This is a genomic window from Pseudomonas sp. BCRC 81390, from assembly GCF_030341915.1.
Taxonomy (GTDB): Bacteria; Pseudomonadota; Gammaproteobacteria; order Pseudomonadales; family Pseudomonadaceae; genus Aquipseudomonas.
In genome coordinates, this window is record NZ_JATAAG010000025.1 from 115907 (window position 1) to 134420 (window position 18514).

At 57.5% G+C, this 18514-nt stretch carries 15 protein-coding genes, 1 tRNA gene and 3 pseudogenes; 6 read left to right on the top strand and 13 right to left on the bottom strand.

Annotated features, from left to right (window positions below; all coding sequences use genetic code 11):
- Positions 1-5: 5 nt before the first annotated feature.
- Genes QSV36_RS11335 through rfbC form a run of 4 tightly spaced genes read right to left on the bottom strand, consistent with a single transcriptional unit; the run spans position 6 to position 4266 of the window.
- On the bottom strand, positions 6-461 hold the full coding sequence (locus QSV36_RS11335) for a thioesterase domain-containing protein (RefSeq protein ID WP_289131668.1): 456 nt from the start codon (positions 459-461) through the stop codon (positions 6-8).
- The gene (locus QSV36_RS11340) at positions 461-1867 is read right to left on the bottom strand and encodes a sigma-54-dependent transcriptional regulator (protein ID WP_289131669.1); all 1407 of its coding nucleotides are present in this window, start codon (positions 1865-1867) and stop codon (positions 461-463) included. The genes QSV36_RS11335 and QSV36_RS11340 overlap by 1 nt, the downstream gene beginning before the upstream one ends.
- Complete coding sequence (locus QSV36_RS11345; RefSeq protein ID WP_289131670.1) at positions 1864-3678, bottom strand: sensor histidine kinase; 1815 nt, start codon at positions 3676-3678, stop codon at positions 1864-1866. Before QSV36_RS11345 ends, QSV36_RS11340 begins: the two co-directional genes overlap by 4 nt.
- Positions 3679-3720: 42 nt before the next feature.
- Positions 3721-4266 (bottom strand): dTDP-4-dehydrorhamnose 3,5-epimerase, encoded by a 546-nt coding sequence (gene rfbC, locus QSV36_RS11350; protein WP_289131671.1) that lies wholly within the window; start codon positions 4264-4266, stop codon positions 3721-3723.
- Positions 4267-4537: 271 nt separating this feature from the next.
- On the opposite strand from rfbC, the gene aguA reads away from it, so the two are divergent.
- Positions 4538-5644, top strand: a complete 1107-nt coding sequence (gene aguA / locus QSV36_RS11355; protein WP_289131672.1) for an agmatine deiminase — start codon at positions 4538-4540, stop codon at positions 5642-5644.
- Here the strand turns inward: aguA and QSV36_RS11360 are convergent.
- On the bottom strand, positions 5634-5819 hold the full coding sequence (locus tag QSV36_RS11360) for a hypothetical protein (protein ID WP_289131673.1): 186 nt from the start codon (positions 5817-5819) through the stop codon (positions 5634-5636). The genes aguA and QSV36_RS11360 overlap by 11 nt on opposite strands.
- A 708-nt stretch (positions 5820-6527) precedes the next feature.
- Here QSV36_RS11360 and QSV36_RS11370 point away from each other — a divergent pair.
- A complete protein-coding gene (locus QSV36_RS11370) occupies positions 6528-7847 on the top strand; it encodes an OprD family porin (RefSeq protein WP_085625974.1) in 1320 nt (439 codons plus the stop codon).
- Positions 7848-7890: 43 nt separating this feature from the next.
- On the opposite strand, the gene QSV36_RS11375 is transcribed toward QSV36_RS11370, so the two are convergent.
- Positions 7891-9555 (bottom strand): FMN-binding glutamate synthase family protein, encoded by a 1665-nt coding sequence (locus QSV36_RS11375; RefSeq protein WP_289131675.1) that lies wholly within the window; start codon positions 9553-9555, stop codon positions 7891-7893.
- Between the two features lie 48 nt (positions 9556-9603).
- Positions 9604-9846, bottom strand: a complete 243-nt coding sequence (locus tag QSV36_RS26045; protein ID WP_502945668.1) for a DUF3079 domain-containing protein — start codon at positions 9844-9846, stop codon at positions 9604-9606.
- Between the two features lie 579 nt (positions 9847-10425).
- Here QSV36_RS26045 and QSV36_RS11385 point away from each other — a divergent pair.
- A complete protein-coding gene (locus QSV36_RS11385) occupies positions 10426-10887 on the top strand; it encodes a hypothetical protein (protein WP_289131676.1) in 462 nt (153 codons plus the stop codon).
- Between the two features lie 9 nt (positions 10888-10896).
- Positions 10897-13656: a tyrosine-protein kinase family protein gene (locus QSV36_RS11390; protein WP_289131677.1), complete on the top strand. Its 2760-nt coding sequence runs from the start codon at positions 10897-10899 to the stop codon at positions 13654-13656.
- An 82-nt stretch (positions 13657-13738) separates the two neighbouring features.
- Here QSV36_RS11390 and QSV36_RS11395 read toward each other — a convergent pair.
- Together QSV36_RS11395 and QSV36_RS11400 are read right to left on the bottom strand one after the other, a co-directional pair.
- Positions 13739-14014 (bottom strand): annotated as a pseudogene (locus tag QSV36_RS11395) (hypothetical protein).
- 2 nt (positions 14015-14016) lie between these two features.
- Positions 14017-14817: pseudogene (locus QSV36_RS11400) on the bottom strand (integrase domain-containing protein); the annotation flags it as partial.
- On the opposite strand from QSV36_RS11400, the pseudogene QSV36_RS26050 reads away from it, so the two are divergent.
- A pseudogene (locus tag QSV36_RS26050) lies at positions 14752-15069 on the top strand (type II toxin-antitoxin system RelE/ParE family toxin). The pseudogenes QSV36_RS11400 and QSV36_RS26050 overlap by 66 nt on opposite strands.
- Here the strand turns inward: QSV36_RS26050 and QSV36_RS11410 are convergent.
- The 3 genes from QSV36_RS11410 to QSV36_RS11420 form a co-directional block, all read right to left on the bottom strand.
- A complete protein-coding gene (locus QSV36_RS11410) occupies positions 15066-15389 on the bottom strand; it encodes a helix-turn-helix domain-containing protein (RefSeq protein ID WP_170027841.1) in 324 nt (107 codons plus the stop codon). The pseudogene QSV36_RS26050 and the gene QSV36_RS11410 sit on opposite strands and share 4 nt — an antisense overlap.
- Positions 15390-15657: 268 nt before the next feature.
- Positions 15658-15733 (bottom strand) — tRNA-Thr (locus QSV36_RS11415).
- 98 nt (positions 15734-15831) lie between these two features.
- Positions 15832-16080 carry a hypothetical protein gene (locus QSV36_RS11420; protein WP_289131679.1) on the bottom strand — a complete coding sequence of 83 codons (249 nt, stop codon included), beginning with the start codon at positions 16078-16080 and terminating at the stop codon, positions 15832-15834.
- A gap of 518 nt (positions 16081-16598) precedes the next feature.
- Here QSV36_RS11420 and QSV36_RS11425 point away from each other — a divergent pair.
- Positions 16599-16874: a DUF3077 domain-containing protein gene (locus QSV36_RS11425; protein ID WP_289131680.1), complete on the top strand. Its 276-nt coding sequence runs from the start codon at positions 16599-16601 to the stop codon at positions 16872-16874.
- Positions 16875-17242: 368 nt separating this feature from the next.
- On the opposite strand, the gene QSV36_RS11430 is transcribed toward QSV36_RS11425, so the two are convergent.
- Positions 17243-18448: a methyltransferase gene (locus QSV36_RS11430; RefSeq protein ID WP_289131681.1), complete on the bottom strand. Its 1206-nt coding sequence runs from the start codon at positions 18446-18448 to the stop codon at positions 17243-17245.
- Positions 18449-18514: the final 66 nt, after the last annotated feature.

Below are 18514 nucleotides of genomic sequence, written 5' to 3' on the forward strand. Positions count from 1 at the left end.
GGGTTTCAGCGGTGCAGGACGTACTGCCCGCTGAACCTCACCGCCGGCTCATCACTCCCGGCATTGCTCACCGTGGTTTCCAGCGTCAGCCGCGCCCGCCCGCGACGCTGGTACATGGTCACGAAGCGTTCCCAGGTCTTTTCGTCCGGCGCTGCGCAACGGGCCACCGCCGCCCCGGTCACCGGCAGCGGATAACTGATCTGCCCCTCCTGGATGACGATATGCCCATCATCGATACCAAGCTCGCGCAGGCGCAGGTGCAGCCAGCCCCAGCCCACCAATACGGCCGCGCAGTACAGGCTGCCACCGAACATGGTGCTCTTGTGGTTGACGTTGGCCGCCAATGGCAGTTGCAGGCGCAGGGTTCGCTGCTGCCAGTCGAGCACTTCCAGGCCCATTTCGCGGGTCAGCGGGATGTCGCCGTGCAGCACGGCCTGGAGATACTGGCTATCGCTATTCATCAACGGTGGTCCTCGTGATCGTCATGTCCGCCGCTGCCACCGTCAAAGCTCAAGCCATGCTTGCGCAACTTGTCGTGCAGGGTCTTGCGGGGGATGCCCAGCGCTTCGGCCAGGCTGCGCATGGAGCTGTGTGGCTGGGCCAGTTCGGCGGCGATCAGCGAGCGCTCGAACTGCTCGACCTGCTCACTGAGGTTACCGCCCAGCACGGGTGCCGCGGGTTTCGCGGCAGGCGGTGCCTGGCCATCCAGGGCCAGTTCCAGACCCAGGGCGAAACGTTCGGCGGCGTTCTGCAGTTCGCGCACATTACCCGGCCAGGCGTGGCGCAGCAGCATGGCGCGCTGGGCCGGCTGCAGGGTGTGCGGGGGCAGGCCGTGGCGCTGGCTGGCCGCGTCGGCGAAGTGCTGGAACAGTACCAGGATGTCATCGCCGCGTTCGCGCAGCGGGGGAATACGTAGCGGCGCCACGTTCAGGCGGTAATACAGGTCGGCGCGGAAGCGCCCTTGGTCGGCGGACTGGCGCAAGTCTTCCTTGGTCGCGGCGATGATGCGGATGTCCAGCGGGATCAGCTGGTTGCCGCCCAGGCGTTCGACCACCCGTTCCTGCAGCAGGCGCAGCAGTTTCACCTGCACGTCCAGGCTCATGCTCTCGATCTCGTCGAGGAACAGCGTGCCGCCGTTGGCAAACTCGAACTTGCCGATGCGGCGCTTCTGCGCACCGGTGAAGGCACCGGGCTCATGGCCGAACAGCTCGCTTTCGACCACCGACTCGGCCAGGGCGCCGGCATTGATCGCCACGAACGGGCCGTCGCGGCGGCTGGACAGATCGTGCAGGGCGCGAGCCACTACTTCCTTGCCCGCGCCGGTCTCGCCCAGGATCAGCACGTCGGCACGGGTACCAGCCAGGGCGCCGATCTGCTCGCGCAGACGCTGCATGGCCGGTGACTGGCCCACCAGGCGGGTAGCCAGTTGCTGGCGGTCGCTCAGGGCCAGGCGCAGGCTGCGGTTGTCCAGCACCAGGCGGCGCAGGGCCAAGGCGCGGCGCACGCTGTCGAGCAGCGCGTCGCTGGCAAAGGGCTTTTCCAGGAAATCGTAGGCACCGGCGCGCATCGCCTGCACCGCCAGCGGCACGTCGCCGTGGCCGGTGATCAGCAGCACCGGCAGTTCGTTGTCGCGGCCATGCAGTTGTTCCAGCAACTGCAAGCCATCGATACCGGGCATGCGGATGTCGCTGACCACCACACCGGGCCAGTCGGCTTCGATGCGCTCGGCCAGGCCCTGGGCATCGGCCAGCGCGACCACCTTGAGCCCGGCCAGGTCCAGGGTCTGGCTCAGGGCCTGGCGCAGGTGCGGATCGTCGTCGACCAGGATGACCTGGGCTTGGCTGTCGATGAATGTCTCGGTGGTCATGCCGAGGGGTCCTCCGAATTGGGCAAGGTAGCGCCAGGCGCGGCCACACGCAGCTTCAAGGTCAGCAGTGCGCCCCCTTCCGGGTGGTTGGCCAGCAGCAGTTCACCGCCCAGGGTACGCATCAGGCTTTCGCAGATGGCCAGGCCCAGGCCAAGGCCCTGGGTGCGGGTCTTGGTGGTGAAGAATGGCTCCTTGGCATGCTCCAGGGCCTGGCGGCTGAAACCGGGGCCGTTGTCGCGAATGTACAGATAGACGCAGTCATCGCGCTGTTCGGCACTTAGCCACAGGCGACGGGGGTTGGCCTTTTCGGTCAAGGCGTCGAGGGCGTTGGCCAACAGGTTGCCGAGCACCTGGCGCAGTCGGGTCTCGCCGGCCTGTACCCACAAGGTGGCTTCCGGCAGGTCGCGAATCAGCTCCACGGCCATGGCGCGCCGACGCTTGGCCAGCAGCGCGAGGGCATCGTCCAGGGCTGGCTGCAGGGCCACGCTTTCCGGTGCATGGCGGTCACGGCGGGCGAAGGCGCGCAAGTGAGCGATGATCGAGGCCATGCGCCCAGTCAATTCGCCGATCAGCTTGAGGTTGCCGCGGGCGTCCTCGATGCGCTGGTGGTCGAGCAGGATTTCGGCGTTTTCCGCGTAGCTGCGGATGGCCGCCAGTGGTTGGTTGAGTTCGTGGCTGATGCTGGCCGACATGGTGCCGAGCACCGAAAGCTTGCCGGCCTGTACCAGTTCGTCCTGGGCGCGCACCGCCTCCTGCTGGGCGTTCTCGCGCTCCAGCACGGCACGCTTGAGGCGGGTGTTCAGGCCTTCAAGGTCGGCGGTGCGCTCGGCCACGCGTTTTTCCAGTTCCTGCCGGCCACGGGCCTCGAAGTCGATTCGGTCGATGTAGTGGCGGCGCCGTTGCATCACCAGGCCGGCCAGCAGCACCAGCACCAGCAAGGTGCCGGCACCGATGGCCATCACGGTCTGCACCGAGCGGTCGACCAGCATGCGCGGGGCAAGGATGCTGACCTGCCAGCCGGTTTCCGGGATGTCGCGGGTCTGGGCGATCCACGCTTCCGGGTTGAGCACCAGCGGTTGCGGGGCCTGGGTCGGGTAGGGCTGGATGGCGATAATGGCCTGGCGCTCGGCCTCGCTCAGCGGGCGGGTGGCGCGGAAGCGCCAGTCCGGCCGTGAGGTGAGGATGACCACGCCGTTGTGGTCTGTCAGCAGCAGTTGCTCGGGCGTGCGGCCCCACAGGGTTTCGGTGTGATCGAGGTCGACCTTCACCACCAGCACGCCAACGATCCGCTCACGGTCACGTACCGCGGCGGCGAAGAAGTAGCCGCGCTTGGCCGATGTGGTGCCCTGGCCGAAGAAGCGCCCCAAGCGGCCGGCCATGGCTTCATTGAAGTAGGGGCGGAAGGCGAAGTTGCGGCCAACGAAGCTGTCGCGCTTGTCCCAGTTGGAGGCGGCCAGGGTATTGCCGCTGACGTCCATCAGGTACATCACTTCGGCGCCGGTCTGCTCGACGATGCCTTTGAGCAGGCGGTTGGCGTTGGTCACCGCCTCCAGGCGCAACGGGTCGGCCAGCACGCTGCGCAGCGCCGGCAGGTCGCCGAGGATCTGCGGCAAGGTCTCGTAGCGGTGCAACGTTCCGAGCAGGTTGGCCACGTACAGGTCAAGGGTCTGGCGGTTCTGCGAGGCCAGCTCTTGCTGGTAATAACGTTCGGCCAGGTGATGCAGTGGCCACAGTAACGGAACCAGGCACAGGGCCAGCAGGGCCAGGCTGCGCCAGCGGGGACGGCGTGGGGGCGTGGGTTTTGCGATCATCACGTAAAAGCGCCAGAAAAGTCTGACGCAATTATGCGCTAGTTAAGGCAGCAGTTCCGCCTTTGCCCATGGCTGGCCGACCTTGTCCTTGTCGGAGAGTATTGGTGGCTGGGTCAACCGCCATTCGATCGCCAGGTCTGGGTCATCCCAGCGGATGCAGCGATCGGCGACCGGGTTGTAGTAGTCGGTGGTCTTGTACAGGAACTCGGCGGCGTCGCTCATCACTGCAAAGCCATGGGCAAAGCCGGGTGGAATCCACAGTTGGCGATGGTTGTCGGCCGAGAGGTCCACCGCAACCCACTGGCCGAAAGTGGGCGAGCTCTTGCGCACATCCACGGCAACGTCACGGATTTCTCCCTGCACCACGCGCACCAGCTTGCCCTGGGTATTTTCCACCTGGTAATGCAGGCCGCGCAGCACGCCTTTGATGGAGCGCGAATGGTTGTCTTGGACGAACGCGGTGGTTACACCGGCCTGTTGGGCGAACTCCCGGGCATTGAATGCTTCGAAGAAAAAACCACGGCTGTCACCGAAAACCTTCGGCTCGATGATCAGCACTTCGGTGATGGCGGTCGGGATGATATTCATGTTGGTTCGCTGGCCGGTTTGCCTACGTATTGACGCTAGCCGTTCTTGCCGGTTTTGTCCGCTCGGCGCGGCAGCGTTTCACCAGGGCCGAGCTATGGTAGATATCCGGTCCGTTCGGGCTGATGGATGTCGTCTGTCGATTGTTATCGGCTTAGTGGCGCTTCATGTCGATTGTTTTCGGACTGGCGGGCTTCAAATGCCGATATATATCGGTTATAAATGCACAAACGCCCCAGCACAGTCCGGCTCAGGGCCCCCACAGAGGTCAACCATGAAAACCCTCAACTCCACCCCCCGTGCCGATGGTTTCCACATGCCCGCCGAGTGGGCCCCGCAAACCCAGGTGTGGATGGTCTGGCCCGAGCGCCCGGACAACTGGCGCCTCGGCGGCAAGCCGGCGCAGGCTGCCCATGTGACCCTGGCCAAGGCCATCGCCCGTTTCGAGCCGGTAACCGTCGCGGTTTCCGCTGGCCAGTACGAAAACGCCCGTCGCCAACTCGACCAGCCGAACATCCGTGTGGTCGAAATCAGCAACGATGACGCCTGGGTGCGCGATACCGGCCCGACCTTCGTCATCAACGACCAGGGCGAAGTGCGCGGGGTGGACTGGGGCTTCAACGCCTGGGGCGGCTTCGATGGCGGCTTGTATGCGCCGTGGAACCGCGACGAGGAACTGGCGGCCAAGGTGCTGGAAATGGAGCGCTGCCAGCGCTACCACACCGAAGGTTTCGTGCTTGAAGGCGGCTCGATCCATGTGGACGGTGAAGGCACCGTGATCACCACCGAAGAATGCCTGCTCAACCGCAACCGCAACCCGCACCTGAGCCGCGAGCAGGTCGAAGCGGTACTGCGCGACCATCTGGCGGTGGACACCGTGGTCTGGCTGCCGGATGGCCTGTACAACGACGAAACTGATGGCCACGTCGACAACTTCTGCTGTTACGTGCGCCCGGGCGAAGTGTTACTGGCCTGGACCGATGATTCCAACGACCCCAACTATGCACGCTGCCACGCTGCCATGGAGGTGCTCAAGCGCACCCGCGATGCCAAGGGCCGTGAATTCATCGTGCATAAAATGCCGATCCCGGGGCCGTTGTTCGCCACCGCTGAGGAGTGTGCCGGTGTCGACCAGGTGGCCGGCAGCCAGGAGCGTGACCCGTCGGTGCGCCTGGCCGGCTCGTACGTCAACTTCCTGATCGTCAACGGCGGCATCATCGCGCCAAGCTTTGACGACCCGGCAGATACTGAGGCCAGAGCGATCCTGGAGAAGCTTTTCCCCGATCATGAAGTGGTGATGATCCCCGGCCGCGAGCTGTTGTTGGGTGGTGGCAACATCCACTGCCTGACCCAGCAGCAGCCAGCGCCGGTCAAACGTTGAGCGCAGCGTGAATAAAGAGGCCCGTCATCTGACGGGCCTTTTTCGTTTCCGGGCGATATTCGGTGGCTTGTGCTGGCATATCTTTTGTATTGTTTTCAAGTGGATAGCCAGATTGGTAGCCCGGCATGGCCGTGCTATCGATCTGTAACAAAACATAAGTAGATTTGCCGTCCACGGGCCAAGGAGTACGTGTAGAGATGAATGCAGCAAGTGAGTCGGCTTTGCGCCCATCGGCAGTGAATCACCAATCGCTCAAGCTTGTGGCGAAGTGGTTGAAACACCATGGAAGCAACGGGGTCAGGACGACCGACCCACGACGTCTGCTTGCCGGACGATACCCCCAAGGCCTGATCAGCGAAGCAGAAATGCAGGCGCTGATGGCGGTGTGGCACTGATCGGTTGTTTTAACCCGCCGGCCCCGCGAAGGGGCCGGCACAGGTAACTTTCACCTAACGTATCCCCCAGTCAGCTAGCGATGCTGGCGCCCCCTAGCTCGTCCCCAGGCTTCCTTCCGCTGTATTGGCTCAAGCCCCGAATAACCTCTTTCCATGCGGCAATTCGTCCTCACCGCGATCGGTACGCCTTTTCCTACTTGAGATAAATTGCCTGCCGATAGCGCAACGCCGGGCAGAAATGCACTTGGCTTGCCCACATTTTGGTTATAACAACCTTCATTTCACGATTTTTTGACATTTGTAAACGCGCGCGGCTAGGATTCGGCCAACGCCTGCTGGCCATCATCATGGCCACGCAGCTGCAGAGCCGCCGTGTCATGACCGGCAGGCCTTCCAGTCTGGATCCGCAAAGCGTCGAACCTACGAAGGGGCGTTGGTTCCTGGCGTCATATTGCAGAGCGTTTTTGATTAGGAACAAGGAAAACAACATGTTGAAAACCAGGATCAGCCTGGTCGCCCTGGCGATGATCGCCGCGACCCAGGCACAGGCCAATGACCAGGCCGATAGCAAGGGCTTCATCGAGGACAGCCACGCCAACGTCCTGCTGCGCAACGCCTACATCAACCGTGACAAGAAGCACGGCACCGACGACCAGATCGAATGGGGCCAGGGCGTTATCGCCAACTTCTCCTCCGGCTTCACCCAGGGTACCGTCGGTGTCGGCGTCGATGCATTCGGCCTGTACGCCGTGCGTCTGGACGGCGGCAAGGGCCACAACGGTGGCGCTGGTGTCGACTTCTTCAAGCCTTCGGACTTCAAGGACGAGAACGGCAACGCCAACTCGCCGCACAACCTGGCCCGTGGTGGCGCTGCAGTGAAGTTCCGCATCTCCAACACCGTGCTCAAGTACGGTGACCAGATGCCGGCACTGCCAGTGCTGCAGTACGACGACGCCCGCCTGCTGCCAGAAAGCTTCACCGGTACCCTGATCACCTCCAAGGAAATCCAGGGCCTGGAACTGAACGCCGGCCGCTTCACCCAGGAAGCGCGCAAGAGCGCCGAGCGCCGTGACGGTGGTGGCCTGAAGTCGATCAACGTGCTCGGTGGTAGCTACAAGTTCACCGACAACTTCACCGCTTCGCTGTACACCGCCGACAACGAAGACGTGATGAAGAAGCACTACCTGGGCCTGAACTACGTCTTCCCGATTGCCAGCGACCAGTCCCTGACCCTGGACTTCAACGGCTACAAGTCGGACATCGACAACAAGTTCGTCAAGAGCGCAGAACTGAACGGCGACTCCAACACCATCTGGAGCCTGGCCGCCACCTACGCCTACGGTGCGCACTCGTTCACCATCGCCCACCAGCGCAGCACCGGCAGCACCGGCTACAACTACGGCTGGTACCAGAACGCCGGTGGCGTGGGTGACGGTGGTTCGACCATCTACCTGGCTAACTCGTACTGGTCCGACTTCAACGCCGAAGACGAGCGTTCCTGGCAGCTGGGCTACGGCCTGGACTTCGGTGCCTACGGCATTCCGGGCCTGACCTACAAGCTGGCCTACGTGGTGGGTGACAACATCAATACCCGCAACGTCGCCAACCCGCAGGGCTTCGGCGAAGGTAAAGAGCGCGAGATCTTCAACCAGATCCGTTACGTGGTGCAGGACGGCCCGGCCAAGGACCTGTCGATCAAGCTGCGTAGCTCGTTCGTGCGTACCAACAACGCCGTGCAGCAGAACGGCTACAACGACGACGGCAACGAAGTCCGCGTATTCGTCGAGTACCCGATCAGTATCTTCTGATCATCAAAGCCTGGGGCCGCGCTGCAGCCCCAGGCTTCTACTGTTACGCCGGCTCCACCTCCCTGCGCCGCACCCCCGCAACCTTCACTTTCCCGTCCCCTGTCTCCGGCGCAAAACTATCGCTACGCGCCATCCGCCACATCCGCGCATAGAACTCGCTTTCAATCGAGCCCCCCAGCAACTCGCCCGGCTTGAGAAACGTGTGCAGGTCCGAGAACAAGCCGATTTCACTTGGGCTGATACGCCGCGCCAGGTGCTTGGGCTTGAGCTGCGAAGGGTGCTCCAGCCCCGCAGCGGCCAGCATCTCTGCCAACGCATGCAAGGTATTGCGGTGGAAGCTGGCAACCCGTTCAGCCTTGTCCGGCACCACCAGTGCCCGCTGGCGCAGCGGGTCTTGCGTGGCCACCCCGGTCGGGCACTTGTTGGTGTGGCAGCTCTGCGACTGGATGCAGCCGATGGCGAACATGAAGCCGCGCGCGGAGTTGACCCAGTCAGCGCCGATTGCCAGCACACTGGCGATGTCGAAGGCACTGACGACCTTGCCCGCCGCGCCAATGCGGATGCTGGAGCGCAGGTTCAGGCCGACCAGGGTTTTGTGCACGAACATCAGGCCCTCGCGCATGGGTACGCCCATGTTGTCGCTGAACTCGCGCGGCGCCGCGCCGGTACCGCCTTCCTTGCCGTCGACGACAATGAAGTCCGGGGTAATGCCGGTGGCCAGCATGGCCTTGGCGATACCCATGAATTCCCACGGGTGGCCCAGGCAGAACTTGAAGCCCACCGGCTTGCCGCCCGACAGCTCGCGCAGGCTGGCAATGAACTGCAGCAACTCGACCGGCGTGCGGAAGGCGCTATGCGCTGCCGGCGAGATGCAGTCTTCGCCCTCGCGTACGCCCCGCGTCTGGGCTATTTCGCGGCTTACCTTGTGCCCCGGCAGGATGCCGCCGTGGCCCGGCTTGGCGCCCTGGCTGAGCTTGACCTCGATCATCTTCACCTGCGGCGAGCGGGCCTGCTCGGCGAAGCGCTGCGGGTCGAAGCGACCGTCCTCGGTGCGGCAACCGAAGTAGCCACTGCCGATTTCCCAGATCAGGTCACCGCCATGTTCGCGGTGGTACGGGCTGATACTGCCTTCGCCCGTGTCATGGGCAAAACGGCCCATGCGTGCACCACGGTTGAGCGCCGCGATGGCGTTGGCGCTCAGGGCGCCGAAGCTCATCGCGGAAATGTTGAAGATGGATGCCGAATAGGGCAGGCGGCATTGCGGCCCGCCGATGGCGATGCGAAACGAGGCAGGGTCCGGCGTGTTCACCGGCAACATGGAATGGCTGATGAACTCGAAGCCAGGCTTGTAGGCGTCGTTGAGCGTGCCGAAGGCCTTCTCGGCGCTTTCGTTTTTGGCCCGCGCGTAGACCAGCGAGCGCTGGGCGCGGGAAAACGGCAGCTTGTCGTCGTCGCCCTCGATCAGGTACTGGCGGATTTCCGGGCGGATGGTTTCGATCAGGTAGCGGATGTTGCCCAGGATCGGGTAGTTGCGGCGCACGGCATGGTGGCTTTGGCGCAGGTCGTTGAGGCCGACCAGGCTGAGCAAGGTAGTGATCAGCGTGACGGGCCACAGCCAGGCATGCTGGTGCAGCAAAGGCAGGCTGGCGAGGGTGAACAGTAGGCAGAATGCGAGGCAGGCGTAGCGGCTGGGTAGGGAGTGTTTCATGGGTCCATCACAGGCGGGATGACGCGGCCTAGGATAGGCAAAGGAGGGTTAGGGAAAACCTGGGGAATTGGTAAAAGACTGTTGCATGGTTGTCATGTCTCTGGCCTGGGCGGGCGCTGATTTTGTGCACGTGTTGTCAGTGCTTGGGGGCTGTTCCCTGCTCGCGGTCGATCGGTTTTTCCAGTTGGTTATCGAATTGCCGCAGGCCAGTACCTTGGCTGGGCAGTAGAGGTCGCAGCCCCAGCAGATGCGTTCGGGGTCGCTGGGGTTTGTGGGGAATTTCTTGGCCATGGTGGGCTGCCTCGATGGGGGCTGACTTCAGGCTAAGTCATCTGTCTGGAGCGGGCTTGATTGGGGTCAAGTTCGGGGAAGGGTCGAGCAGATTGTAGAAAACAAAAAAGGCCCACCTTTCGGTGAGCCTTCTTTGATACTGCGTATGGTGCGGCACCAGGAGTCGAAAATATTGCAACTACATGATTTTTTATTCCCTTGTCGAGTGTGCAAAAAATACCCCTTAAAGTACCCTTTCTCCCCTTTCCTCGGCCCTCGACACATTTCAGAAAATTACTAACTGATCCCGGCTACTCGGTGTGGCGGCGGCTTGCGTTTGCATAATATTACAGCACTTTTCTCATAGAGTCATGAAGAGAAGACTAACTTAATTTGAGCTGGTTATATGATGTTTGTCTACGAGTAGCTGATAAACTATAAGTGAATTAGCCTTTAGTTTATTAGCGACCAGTCGCGTATGCAAATGCCCAATTTAAAACGTCATAGAGGTCATTAGGCACAGCAGTCGATCAAGGCTCCGCTTCATTTCCGCTTGGGCTAGTGGTATAGTGCCACTATGCGAGTTCAAAGGAGTGACGTGTGAAATATAAAGAATACTTAACGTCTGCCAAGCGACATAATCATGCTTGTCGAGTCTTACAGGCTAAGCTGGAAACGTTCGATGAGGGCGATTTTAATACCGAGGAATTCAAGTTTCTTGTTTTGAGTATGTATTATTTGTCTGGATATATCATAGAGTGTGCGCTAAAATTCAAAATATTTGAACTTAAGCAATACGATCCAGTCCTTGAAGTGAATGAGGAAAACTGTGCTGCTGTGGGTATAAACTATAAAAAGAGGATAAAAACCCATAGTTTCAGCTCGCTGCAAAATCTTCTTGACTCATTAGTGAGTGGGCTACACCACACCAGCAATAAGGGCGAAATTAACCGGTTGCTAAATGAATGGAATCCTGAGATTCGGTACTCGCATATTGATTTGGAGTATAGCCAAATCAAAGAGTTTTATGCTCATTCAAATCAATATTTAAGGAAAATGTGAGAAATCAGTATGCTTAAGTCAATTAGTTTCATTAATAGGCTGGAGGATGACCTTCGGGAGAACGTCATTCAAAATAACATTGTTGACTTTTATATTGAGCTGCGAGTCAATCAGAATATTGAAGTGTACATCGTTAGCGATGTAGTCAAGGGCCTCGGCGAGCTTTATACTAAATCGGTTGCTATAGAAGAGCTGCAAAATTCTAGCGTTGAGTGCGTCTTCATAAGCGAGAGAAAGTCTCAAGAAGAAGATTATAGTTATCTGTTCTCTGGCGCGAAAACTTCTGTAGGATTACGCCGCTCGCTTGGTGCATTATTGGCTATGGACGAGCACAAAAGATGTAAAAAAAGCAATGTTGTAACTTTTTTTAGCTATAAAGGTGGAGTTGGTCGTACCACGTCACTTGCACTAACAGCAGCTTATCTATCCCGGAAAGGGAAGAAGGTTTTTGTTATTGATTGCGACTTTGAAGCGCCTGGGCTTATTAATTTTTTCAATACCTCTCAAGTTGATAGTTTCAAAAGCGGCCTTGTAGAATACCTCAATGATAGAGGGTTTCTGGGCGGTTGCAATATAGAAGACTATGTCTACGAGATTGAGAAAAGTTACTCCGGCAGCGGTAGCATTAATCTAATGCCCGCCGGAAATATAATGGAAAGCAATGATGATTTGATTTCCTATCTTGAAGGCCTAGCCAAAATCGACCTGCAAGGTGAAGGTTTGGTAAAGGTTTTAGGCGATCTTGTTGATGATATCAATAAAAAATACAATCCTGACGTTATACTCATCGACTCTCGAACAGGATTTAATAATACCTTTGGTGCCTTAGCTCAGCTGTCTAATTCTGTGGTTGTGCTTGCGGGCGATGATGCCCAAAACCAGCCGGGACTAGAGTATGTAACCAAAACCCTTAACGAAATGAACATTGCCGCATGTTTTGTTCTTTCCATCCTCAGCGCCAATTTCAGTAAGCGTTACAGTAATTTTTCCAATCAGATTCAGGGGCTGTCATCTTTCGATGCTGAGGTATTTTATTTTGATCGACAAAATACGTTGGAACTCATCGGCACCTCACTTGAAGATCAGGATGATCTGAACGATTTTATCAATGGTGAAAATGGATCAACCCAGTACCAGAAGTTTTTCAAGTATATATATGAGGTAACTACTTCTACGGAAGAGGTTAAGCAAGAAGCTGAGTTTGAAAGGCTCGCTGCCTCGGCTGCTGATGTGGTTGAGTCACCAAATGACGTCGAAGTTATTGATGGGGACTGCACGGTAGATTGCGAAACTCCGATTCAAGACAAAGTCCTAAATGATATCAAAGGAAGGTTGCCTAACTTATATGCTGAAAACATTGAATACTCTCCTGAGTATATAAGGAATTTCTTTTATTTCCGTCCTTGTATGGAAGATTTGCTTATCCCGGAGAAGTGTATTCTTCTAGGGGATAAGGGTACCGGCAAAACAGCATTTTACAAAGCTCTACAAATCGACAGTTTTTTTCAAATGCTTATTTCCAAGGCGCAGAAAAAGCACTTGGATTATCATGTTCTAAATATCACTAATTTTGATAATGACAACTTTGAATTCCTAGGTCTCGACGAACTTATTAAGGATGAACTTTCGATCAAAAGATTCTGGATGTTTTATATCTGGAACTCGATTTGCTCGAGAGGTGATTATGGTGGTAGGAATAGAGACTTATTGATTGAGCTTGATAATTTCGCAGCGCAAGAGAAAATCAAAGCGCTTTTAAATAACGCGGATGCCTATAGCAGGATTGAGGAAGATTTAACTCAGATAAATACCGATCTCAAAAGGCAGGATAAGCGGCTGATAGTAACTTTCGATCAGTTGGATAATATCGTAAAGCCTTTCCTCTGGAACGACGTCATTGCTCCTCTCGTTAAAATCGTAATGCGGTTTTCATACGATTACATCCATCCTAAATTATTCCTGCGTCGTGATCTATATGATCGTCTTGGAAATCTCACAAACAAAAATTCATTCAGTCCACGCACTATAAATCTTGAGTGGTCGCAGAACGAAATATTCTCATACTTCTTGAAGATTGTTTTTAGTTACTCTAAAGATAATTTCTTTGAATTCTTAAATCGCTCGCTTGCAAACCCTAATCTGATTAACCAGATACGTAAAAAATTAAAAACGCGAGATCACGAACATAATCAATTGCCGCTGGATAAGCACTTGATCCAGCCAGTGATTAATGCTTTTTTTGGCGCGCCAAAGCCTAAGCGAAATGGTACGTCCAGCACTGCGTATGAAGATCTTTATCGTAATATCCAAAGCGCTGACAAAACAGTTAACCTTCGCCCGTTCATAGATTTGATCACAAATGCTATAAGGGAGCAGGAAGAGCAGGATAGCGAAAAGAATTATCGTAAAAACTCTATTCTTGGTCTCGCATATTGCACCAGTAGTCAAGTTCGAAAGGATGCTGTGGTTAATTATCTTGAAGACTTGTGGAATGAGAAAGGGAATGAGTTTGTGAAGATATTTTGTTCGGATTTTGCGAACAACAAAATCGATGCTCGCTATAAGCGTAACGTTCTCAACGGGGATGATTTTGATAGGCTTCTAGAGGATATAAAAAATAATAACAATGATGAGCAAGCAATCAAAAATAGTACTCTGGAAGAGTTTAAGCAAACTCTGATTGCAAACAAGATTATTACTCCATACATGGTTGGAAGCAAAACCCGTTACGGTTTTGCATATCTTTACACAAATTACCTTGGTATATAGTTTTTGGTAAATTAGTGCCCGGCAGCAATGCGCCGGGCTCTAAATTTTTGCTGTCCGTCGCTATAATTAATATCGAATGCGATCAGAGATCGAAAACCCACCATGTTGCTAAACGTCTAGCGAGCAGCCGGACCGTCAGCACGTAGTAATATCTTGTAGCATCACTGCGTTCGCTCAAGCGATGCTTGAGAAACCACGCCACATGCTTTCTTTGCCAAGTCCACGGGTTTTCTCGCCGCCAGTGCTCTCCGATTACAATCTAAATAATTTTCGCCTGGCGCAGATTACGTTGCCGCGTTGCGTGCGAACCCGTCAGCACTGCAGCCAAGAAAAGTTCCATATCGAATGGCTTACTCATGATCACCCTCCAATGTAAGCCGCGATTACGTCGATCCGACCATGCCCCAGTTCATAGCTGATTTGCCGTTGGGCCTCTCGATCAAGGTTCCCTTCAACCTGGCAACATTGGCCGCCGTTGATAGGCGGGCGGTGTTGGGTGATCTGCCCATAGCGCTGACATGCGTAAGCCGCTCGCAGTTCATGGAAGCCTTTGAGGTCATGTGTGTGCAGGACATCCCGTTCGGGACGTACTACTTGTTGCAAAACGCTCACGTAGCTTTCGTCGAGGGCGATCAGATTGCGGCTACCCGCAGGAGACACCTGCCGTGCAAACCCAAAGGCACCTCGAACATACTCGTCCACAGCAACCCAATGTGGCGCCGAAGCGCCGACGCGGCCGTCTTTGGTGCCATTCTGAATGTTAATTCGACCTAGCTCTTTAGCCTCACGGCTCAGCCGTGGCAGGTCAGCCAGGATGGCCTCACGCAAGCGCATGCCGGTGGCTCGCGCCAACAAAACAACCGCGGCGGCCCGTTGCAGATTAGCGCGGCAAAGCGCATCGTAAATCTGCTTAACCTGTTCGCGGCTTTGTCCCTGCGGCGCCGTTTGTCGAGCCCCGGTGCGCTGCATACCGAGCGCCTTGCTCGGACTTGATAACTTCACGTACTGATCACCGCGAAGCGCTGCCATGGTCCTGTTAACGCTGGATAGCCGATTCTGTGCGCTACTGACGGCGAGCTCACCGCGTCCAACTGCATCGCGCAAATACGCCGCGTACCCAAGGACGTTCAGGACGATTTCGGCAAAGACCTGCGACGCATCCAGTATGGCCAGGACCCTGAGCGGCCGATCAAATCGTTGACGGAATCAGTAGGAACGGGGGCCATTGAGCTCATCATCAATGGCAGTCCTGCATTCCGATGAGTGTATGTGGCCAAATTTGCCGACATGGTCGTCGTGCTGCATTCGTTCGTGAAAACGACCAACCGGTCCGATCGGCATGCGTTGCAGGTCGCCGAAGAGCGGATGAAGGAGTTAAAGCACGAGCTGCGGAAAATGGGGTATAGGGTTTAGCTACCAGGCGTTTGGGTGATCACGATCTGGGGAGGTGAACCGGCATCATTGGAGGGCAGGGTCAGGCTGGTGCGAAAGCCTAGCTTATCGAGCATGTCCATCATGGCATCCAAGGTGAATTTCTCGATCTTGCCGTTTGCAAGCTCGGAAATTCGGGATTGGGTTACGTTCAGCTTGATTGCGGCATCATGCTGTTTGAGGCCCATTTTTTTGATGCAGTCGGTGATGAAGATGGACAGGTCCATTTTCAGGGCCATTTTGCTGGCCGTTTCTGCATCGTGGGTGGCGTGGAAGGGGCTTTCGTGGAATTGAAGCGCCATGGACATGCCTCAGTAGAAATATCTAAAATTTAAGATAAATCGTAGCGGGGCTGGATGGGGACGTCAAAGCGTTTCTGTTGAGAGATGTGTCTCTTTTTTAGGGCTTTGTGCGTTTTTGAGAATGTTGGGGCTGCTCGCAGCCCATCGCAGGCAAGCCAGCTCCCACACCGATCGCGTTGGCTTGAAGCCTTCTGTTTCTGCTCGATCCCTGGCGAGGCTGAAAACAAAAAAGGCCCACCTTTCGGTGAGCCTTTTTTGATACTGCGTATGGTGCCGGCACCAGGAATCGAACCCGGGACCTACTGATTACAAGTCAGTTGCTCTACCATCTGAGCTATACCGGCAGTGGGGCGTCATTATAACGATCGGTTGGCGCCTGTAAACCACTTCCTTGCGATTGTTCGCAAATGAGCTAAGTCACCGGCCTGAAAGAAGAATTTTCCTACCAGCCGCGGTGGATGGTGGTGACGCTTGGCTCGGTTTTGCCTGGGTTGAAGAACAGCTTGTCGTTGTCGCAGCCACGCTTGCGGCACGGGCTTTCGGTGCGCAGGGGCAGGCCGTTGTCGCCGCCCAGCTGCATGCCGGGGTGGTTCCAGTCCAGGCTGCTGTGGGGTTGGGGCGGGGTGCTGCTGGCGCAGGCGGTCAGGGCCAGGGTGAGGAACAGCAGGGCGAGGGGCTTGGTCTGGGTCACGATGGTCGGGTCCGTTAGTCCATTGTCGGTTCTGGCGCAACGCCAGAAGGTCGCGGGGCTGGCGGGCAGCGCGCGACGTCACTTTTTAATGATTTGGGGGGCGGATGATACACCGTTACGGTGGTTGAGCATTAGCCTTGTGTGGCCTGGCAGGGCCTTATCGCGGGTGAACCCGCTCCTGCAGGTAGCGCGCCGCTGTGAAGATAGGGGTCAGAAAATTCTGAACTTGGGGGCAAATGCTTCAAGGTTTGGGGGCTTCGGACCTATCCTACGCGCGCCGCCGAAGTCTCGCTGTTGTCGGGGAAATGGCTCACGGATACCGTTTTCGGGTCGCTCTGGCGACCGGGTGTGAGAACCCGACTCGAATAAGCGCTACCCATTTATGGTGGCCGTACGCGGGCAGACTTCGGTCTGGCCGGGCTTCCTTATTCGACCGGTTTCTCACCCCGCGTACGGCTGCCACCCAAATCCGTGAGAAAGATTTATGGCAGTGTCTTCCCCGAGTAAGGAACTATGCCATGAAGAAAAATATCATCGAACCCATCACCACCGCAGGCGTGGAAACCTTCCTCGCAGCCGGTAACCCGTCTCTCAACCTGCTACGCGTCGAGCCCGGCGTCCCGGTCGATGCCGTCTACGAGCACGTCTCGATTCTGATGGGCTACATCAAGCACCTGGTGCGCGAGGGGGATATGGAGGATGACCATAAATTCCTCGGTGCGGCCGATTATTTGTGCGACATGGCCAAGGCGCTGATGAACGATGTCGAGATTGCCAGGAACAAGGCGCACTGAATCCTGACGCGGACGGGTGTGTGTAGGAGCGGCCTTGTGTCGCGATGGGCTGCGAAGCAGCCCCCAGTACTCTCTGTAATTACGCTAAAAGCGGGGCCGCTCTGCGGCCCATCGCGACACAAGGCCGCTCCTACAGGGATTGCGTTGGCAGCTGTGGTCGCCAACCACAACAAATGTTTATGCACAAGTGGCATTGGCGCCTTGCGCGAAATGCATGCCGCATCAGCATTCCGCCGGTCTTTGCGCAAACGCCTGTTTTTACTGGGCTTGACGTACTGGGCGGAATAAGCCAAGCGCTTGAAATAGCGCTTGGATCCAACAGCTAATCACAAGCTTGTTCACAGAGTTATCCACAGGTTGTACTGCGGCTAATGGTCGCGTTCCGCGAGGATCAGCAGGTTGCGTGGGGTCAATGGATAGTCGCAGAACAGGCCCAGTTGCACGTTATAGCCGCGTTCTTCCAGAAACAGGGCGCGATCCAGCACCAGCCACAGCTCCAGCGGCCGGCGGAACAGGTTGCGCACGCGCTCCAGGTTGCGGACCTCGGCCAGGCGTTGCCAGCCGGCTGTTTCCAAGGCCGCCCAGTCCGGGTTGCCGGTCAGTTGCAGTTGCTTGAGCTCGGCCAAGTCGCGGCAGTATTGCTCGAAAGGCTTTTCCAGCCAGGCCACAGGTAAAGAAGGCGTCGGTAGGTATTCGGCGCTCTGGCGCTGTTGGCGCTGCAGCAGGTCGAAGCCCAGGCGCCGGGCCATCGAGGTGTCGCGCTGGCGCCGCACGCGGGCCCCGGCGGTAACGGTTTCGCTCAGCGGCAGGCCCAGGTCATCCAGCGACAGCTGCAGGCTGGAGGCTTGCGCGGCTGTGGATAACGGCTGGTACTGCTGCGCCGCAATGCGGTTGTAGCAGCAAGGGGCCACGGCCAGTTGCCGGCAGCCTTGCTGGCTGGCCAGCTGCATCAGGCGTACATGCAAGTCGCCACAGGCGTGCAGGGCAACCACGGTTTTGTCGCCCGCCAGGTGGCGGGCGCTGTCGTCGGCCATCACATCCTGGTGCAAGTGCAGCGCCGGCAGGTGATGGTGCGCGCTCAGGGCCTGGCCGGCAGCGACCAGGTCGGCGTCGTATTCCAGGCAGGTCAGTTGCTGGCCGGGTTGCAGCAGGCGGCGGCCGAGGTGGCCTTTGCCGGAACACCAGTCCAGCCAGTGGCGGGGCTGCTCGCGGAAGGCCAAGTGGCTGGCGAAGGCTTCTATCTGCTGCCATTTGCGGCCAGGGACGGCGACGTCGAGGCGGTGGGCGGCGGCAGGCAGGTCGGCGGCCGGGAGGTGGCCAAGGGTTGAGAGCTGTTGGGCTTGCCGGGCCAGTTGCGGGAAGGGGGCGGGCAAGGTAGAGGCGGTGCTTTCGATTTCTGCGTCTGCCAGGGAGCATTGGCGCAGGTGGGCGGCAAGTGCTGGATGCTCGGTTTCCCACTCCACTTGCAGGGTGGTGAAGGGGCGGGGTTTCCACAGCGGCTGGTGCTCGGTCAGGAACTGGTCGAGGGCCTGGAAGCGGGTGCTTAGGTGGTGGCTGTGGAGGTGGCTGGGCATGGCAAGGATGTGTGGTGGGTCCGAGGGCCTCTTCGCGGGCTCGCCCGCTCCCACAGGTATAGCGCC

Excerpts from the sequence above, each read along its gene's own strand:
- QSV36_RS11335 (WP_289131668.1), bottom strand. The coding sequence starts at position 461 with ATGAATAGCGATAGCCAGTATCTCCAGGCCGTGCTGCACGGCGACATC.
- QSV36_RS11340 (WP_289131669.1), bottom strand. The coding sequence starts at position 1,867 with ATGACCACCGAGACATTCATCGACAGCCAAGCCCAGGTCATCCTGGTC.
- QSV36_RS11345 (WP_289131670.1), bottom strand. The coding sequence starts at position 3,678 with ATGATCGCAAAACCCACGCCCCCACGCCGTCCCCGCTGGCGCAGCCTG.
- rfbC (WP_289131671.1), bottom strand. The coding sequence starts at position 4,266 with ATGAATATCATCCCGACCGCCATCACCGAAGTGCTGATCATCGAGCCG.
- aguA (WP_289131672.1), top strand. The coding sequence starts at position 4,538 with ATGAAAACCCTCAACTCCACCCCCCGTGCCGATGGTTTCCACATGCCC.
- QSV36_RS11370 (WP_085625974.1), top strand. The coding sequence starts at position 6,528 with ATGTTGAAAACCAGGATCAGCCTGGTCGCCCTGGCGATGATCGCCGCG.
- QSV36_RS11375 (WP_289131675.1), bottom strand. The coding sequence starts at position 9,555 with ATGAAACACTCCCTACCCAGCCGCTACGCCTGCCTCGCATTCTGCCTA.
- QSV36_RS26045 (WP_502945668.1), bottom strand. The coding sequence starts at position 9,846 with ATGGCCAAGAAATTCCCCACAAACCCCAGCGACCCCGAACGCATCTGC.
- QSV36_RS11390 (WP_289131677.1), top strand. The coding sequence starts at position 10,897 with ATGCTTAAGTCAATTAGTTTCATTAATAGGCTGGAGGATGACCTTCGG.
- QSV36_RS11410 (WP_170027841.1), bottom strand. The coding sequence starts at position 15,389 with ATGGCGCTTCAATTCCACGAAAGCCCCTTCCACGCCACCCACGATGCA.
- QSV36_RS11425 (WP_289131680.1), top strand. The coding sequence starts at position 16,599 with ATGAAGAAAAATATCATCGAACCCATCACCACCGCAGGCGTGGAAACC.
- QSV36_RS11430 (WP_289131681.1), bottom strand. The coding sequence starts at position 18,448 with ATGCCCAGCCACCTCCACAGCCACCACCTAAGCACCCGCTTCCAGGCC.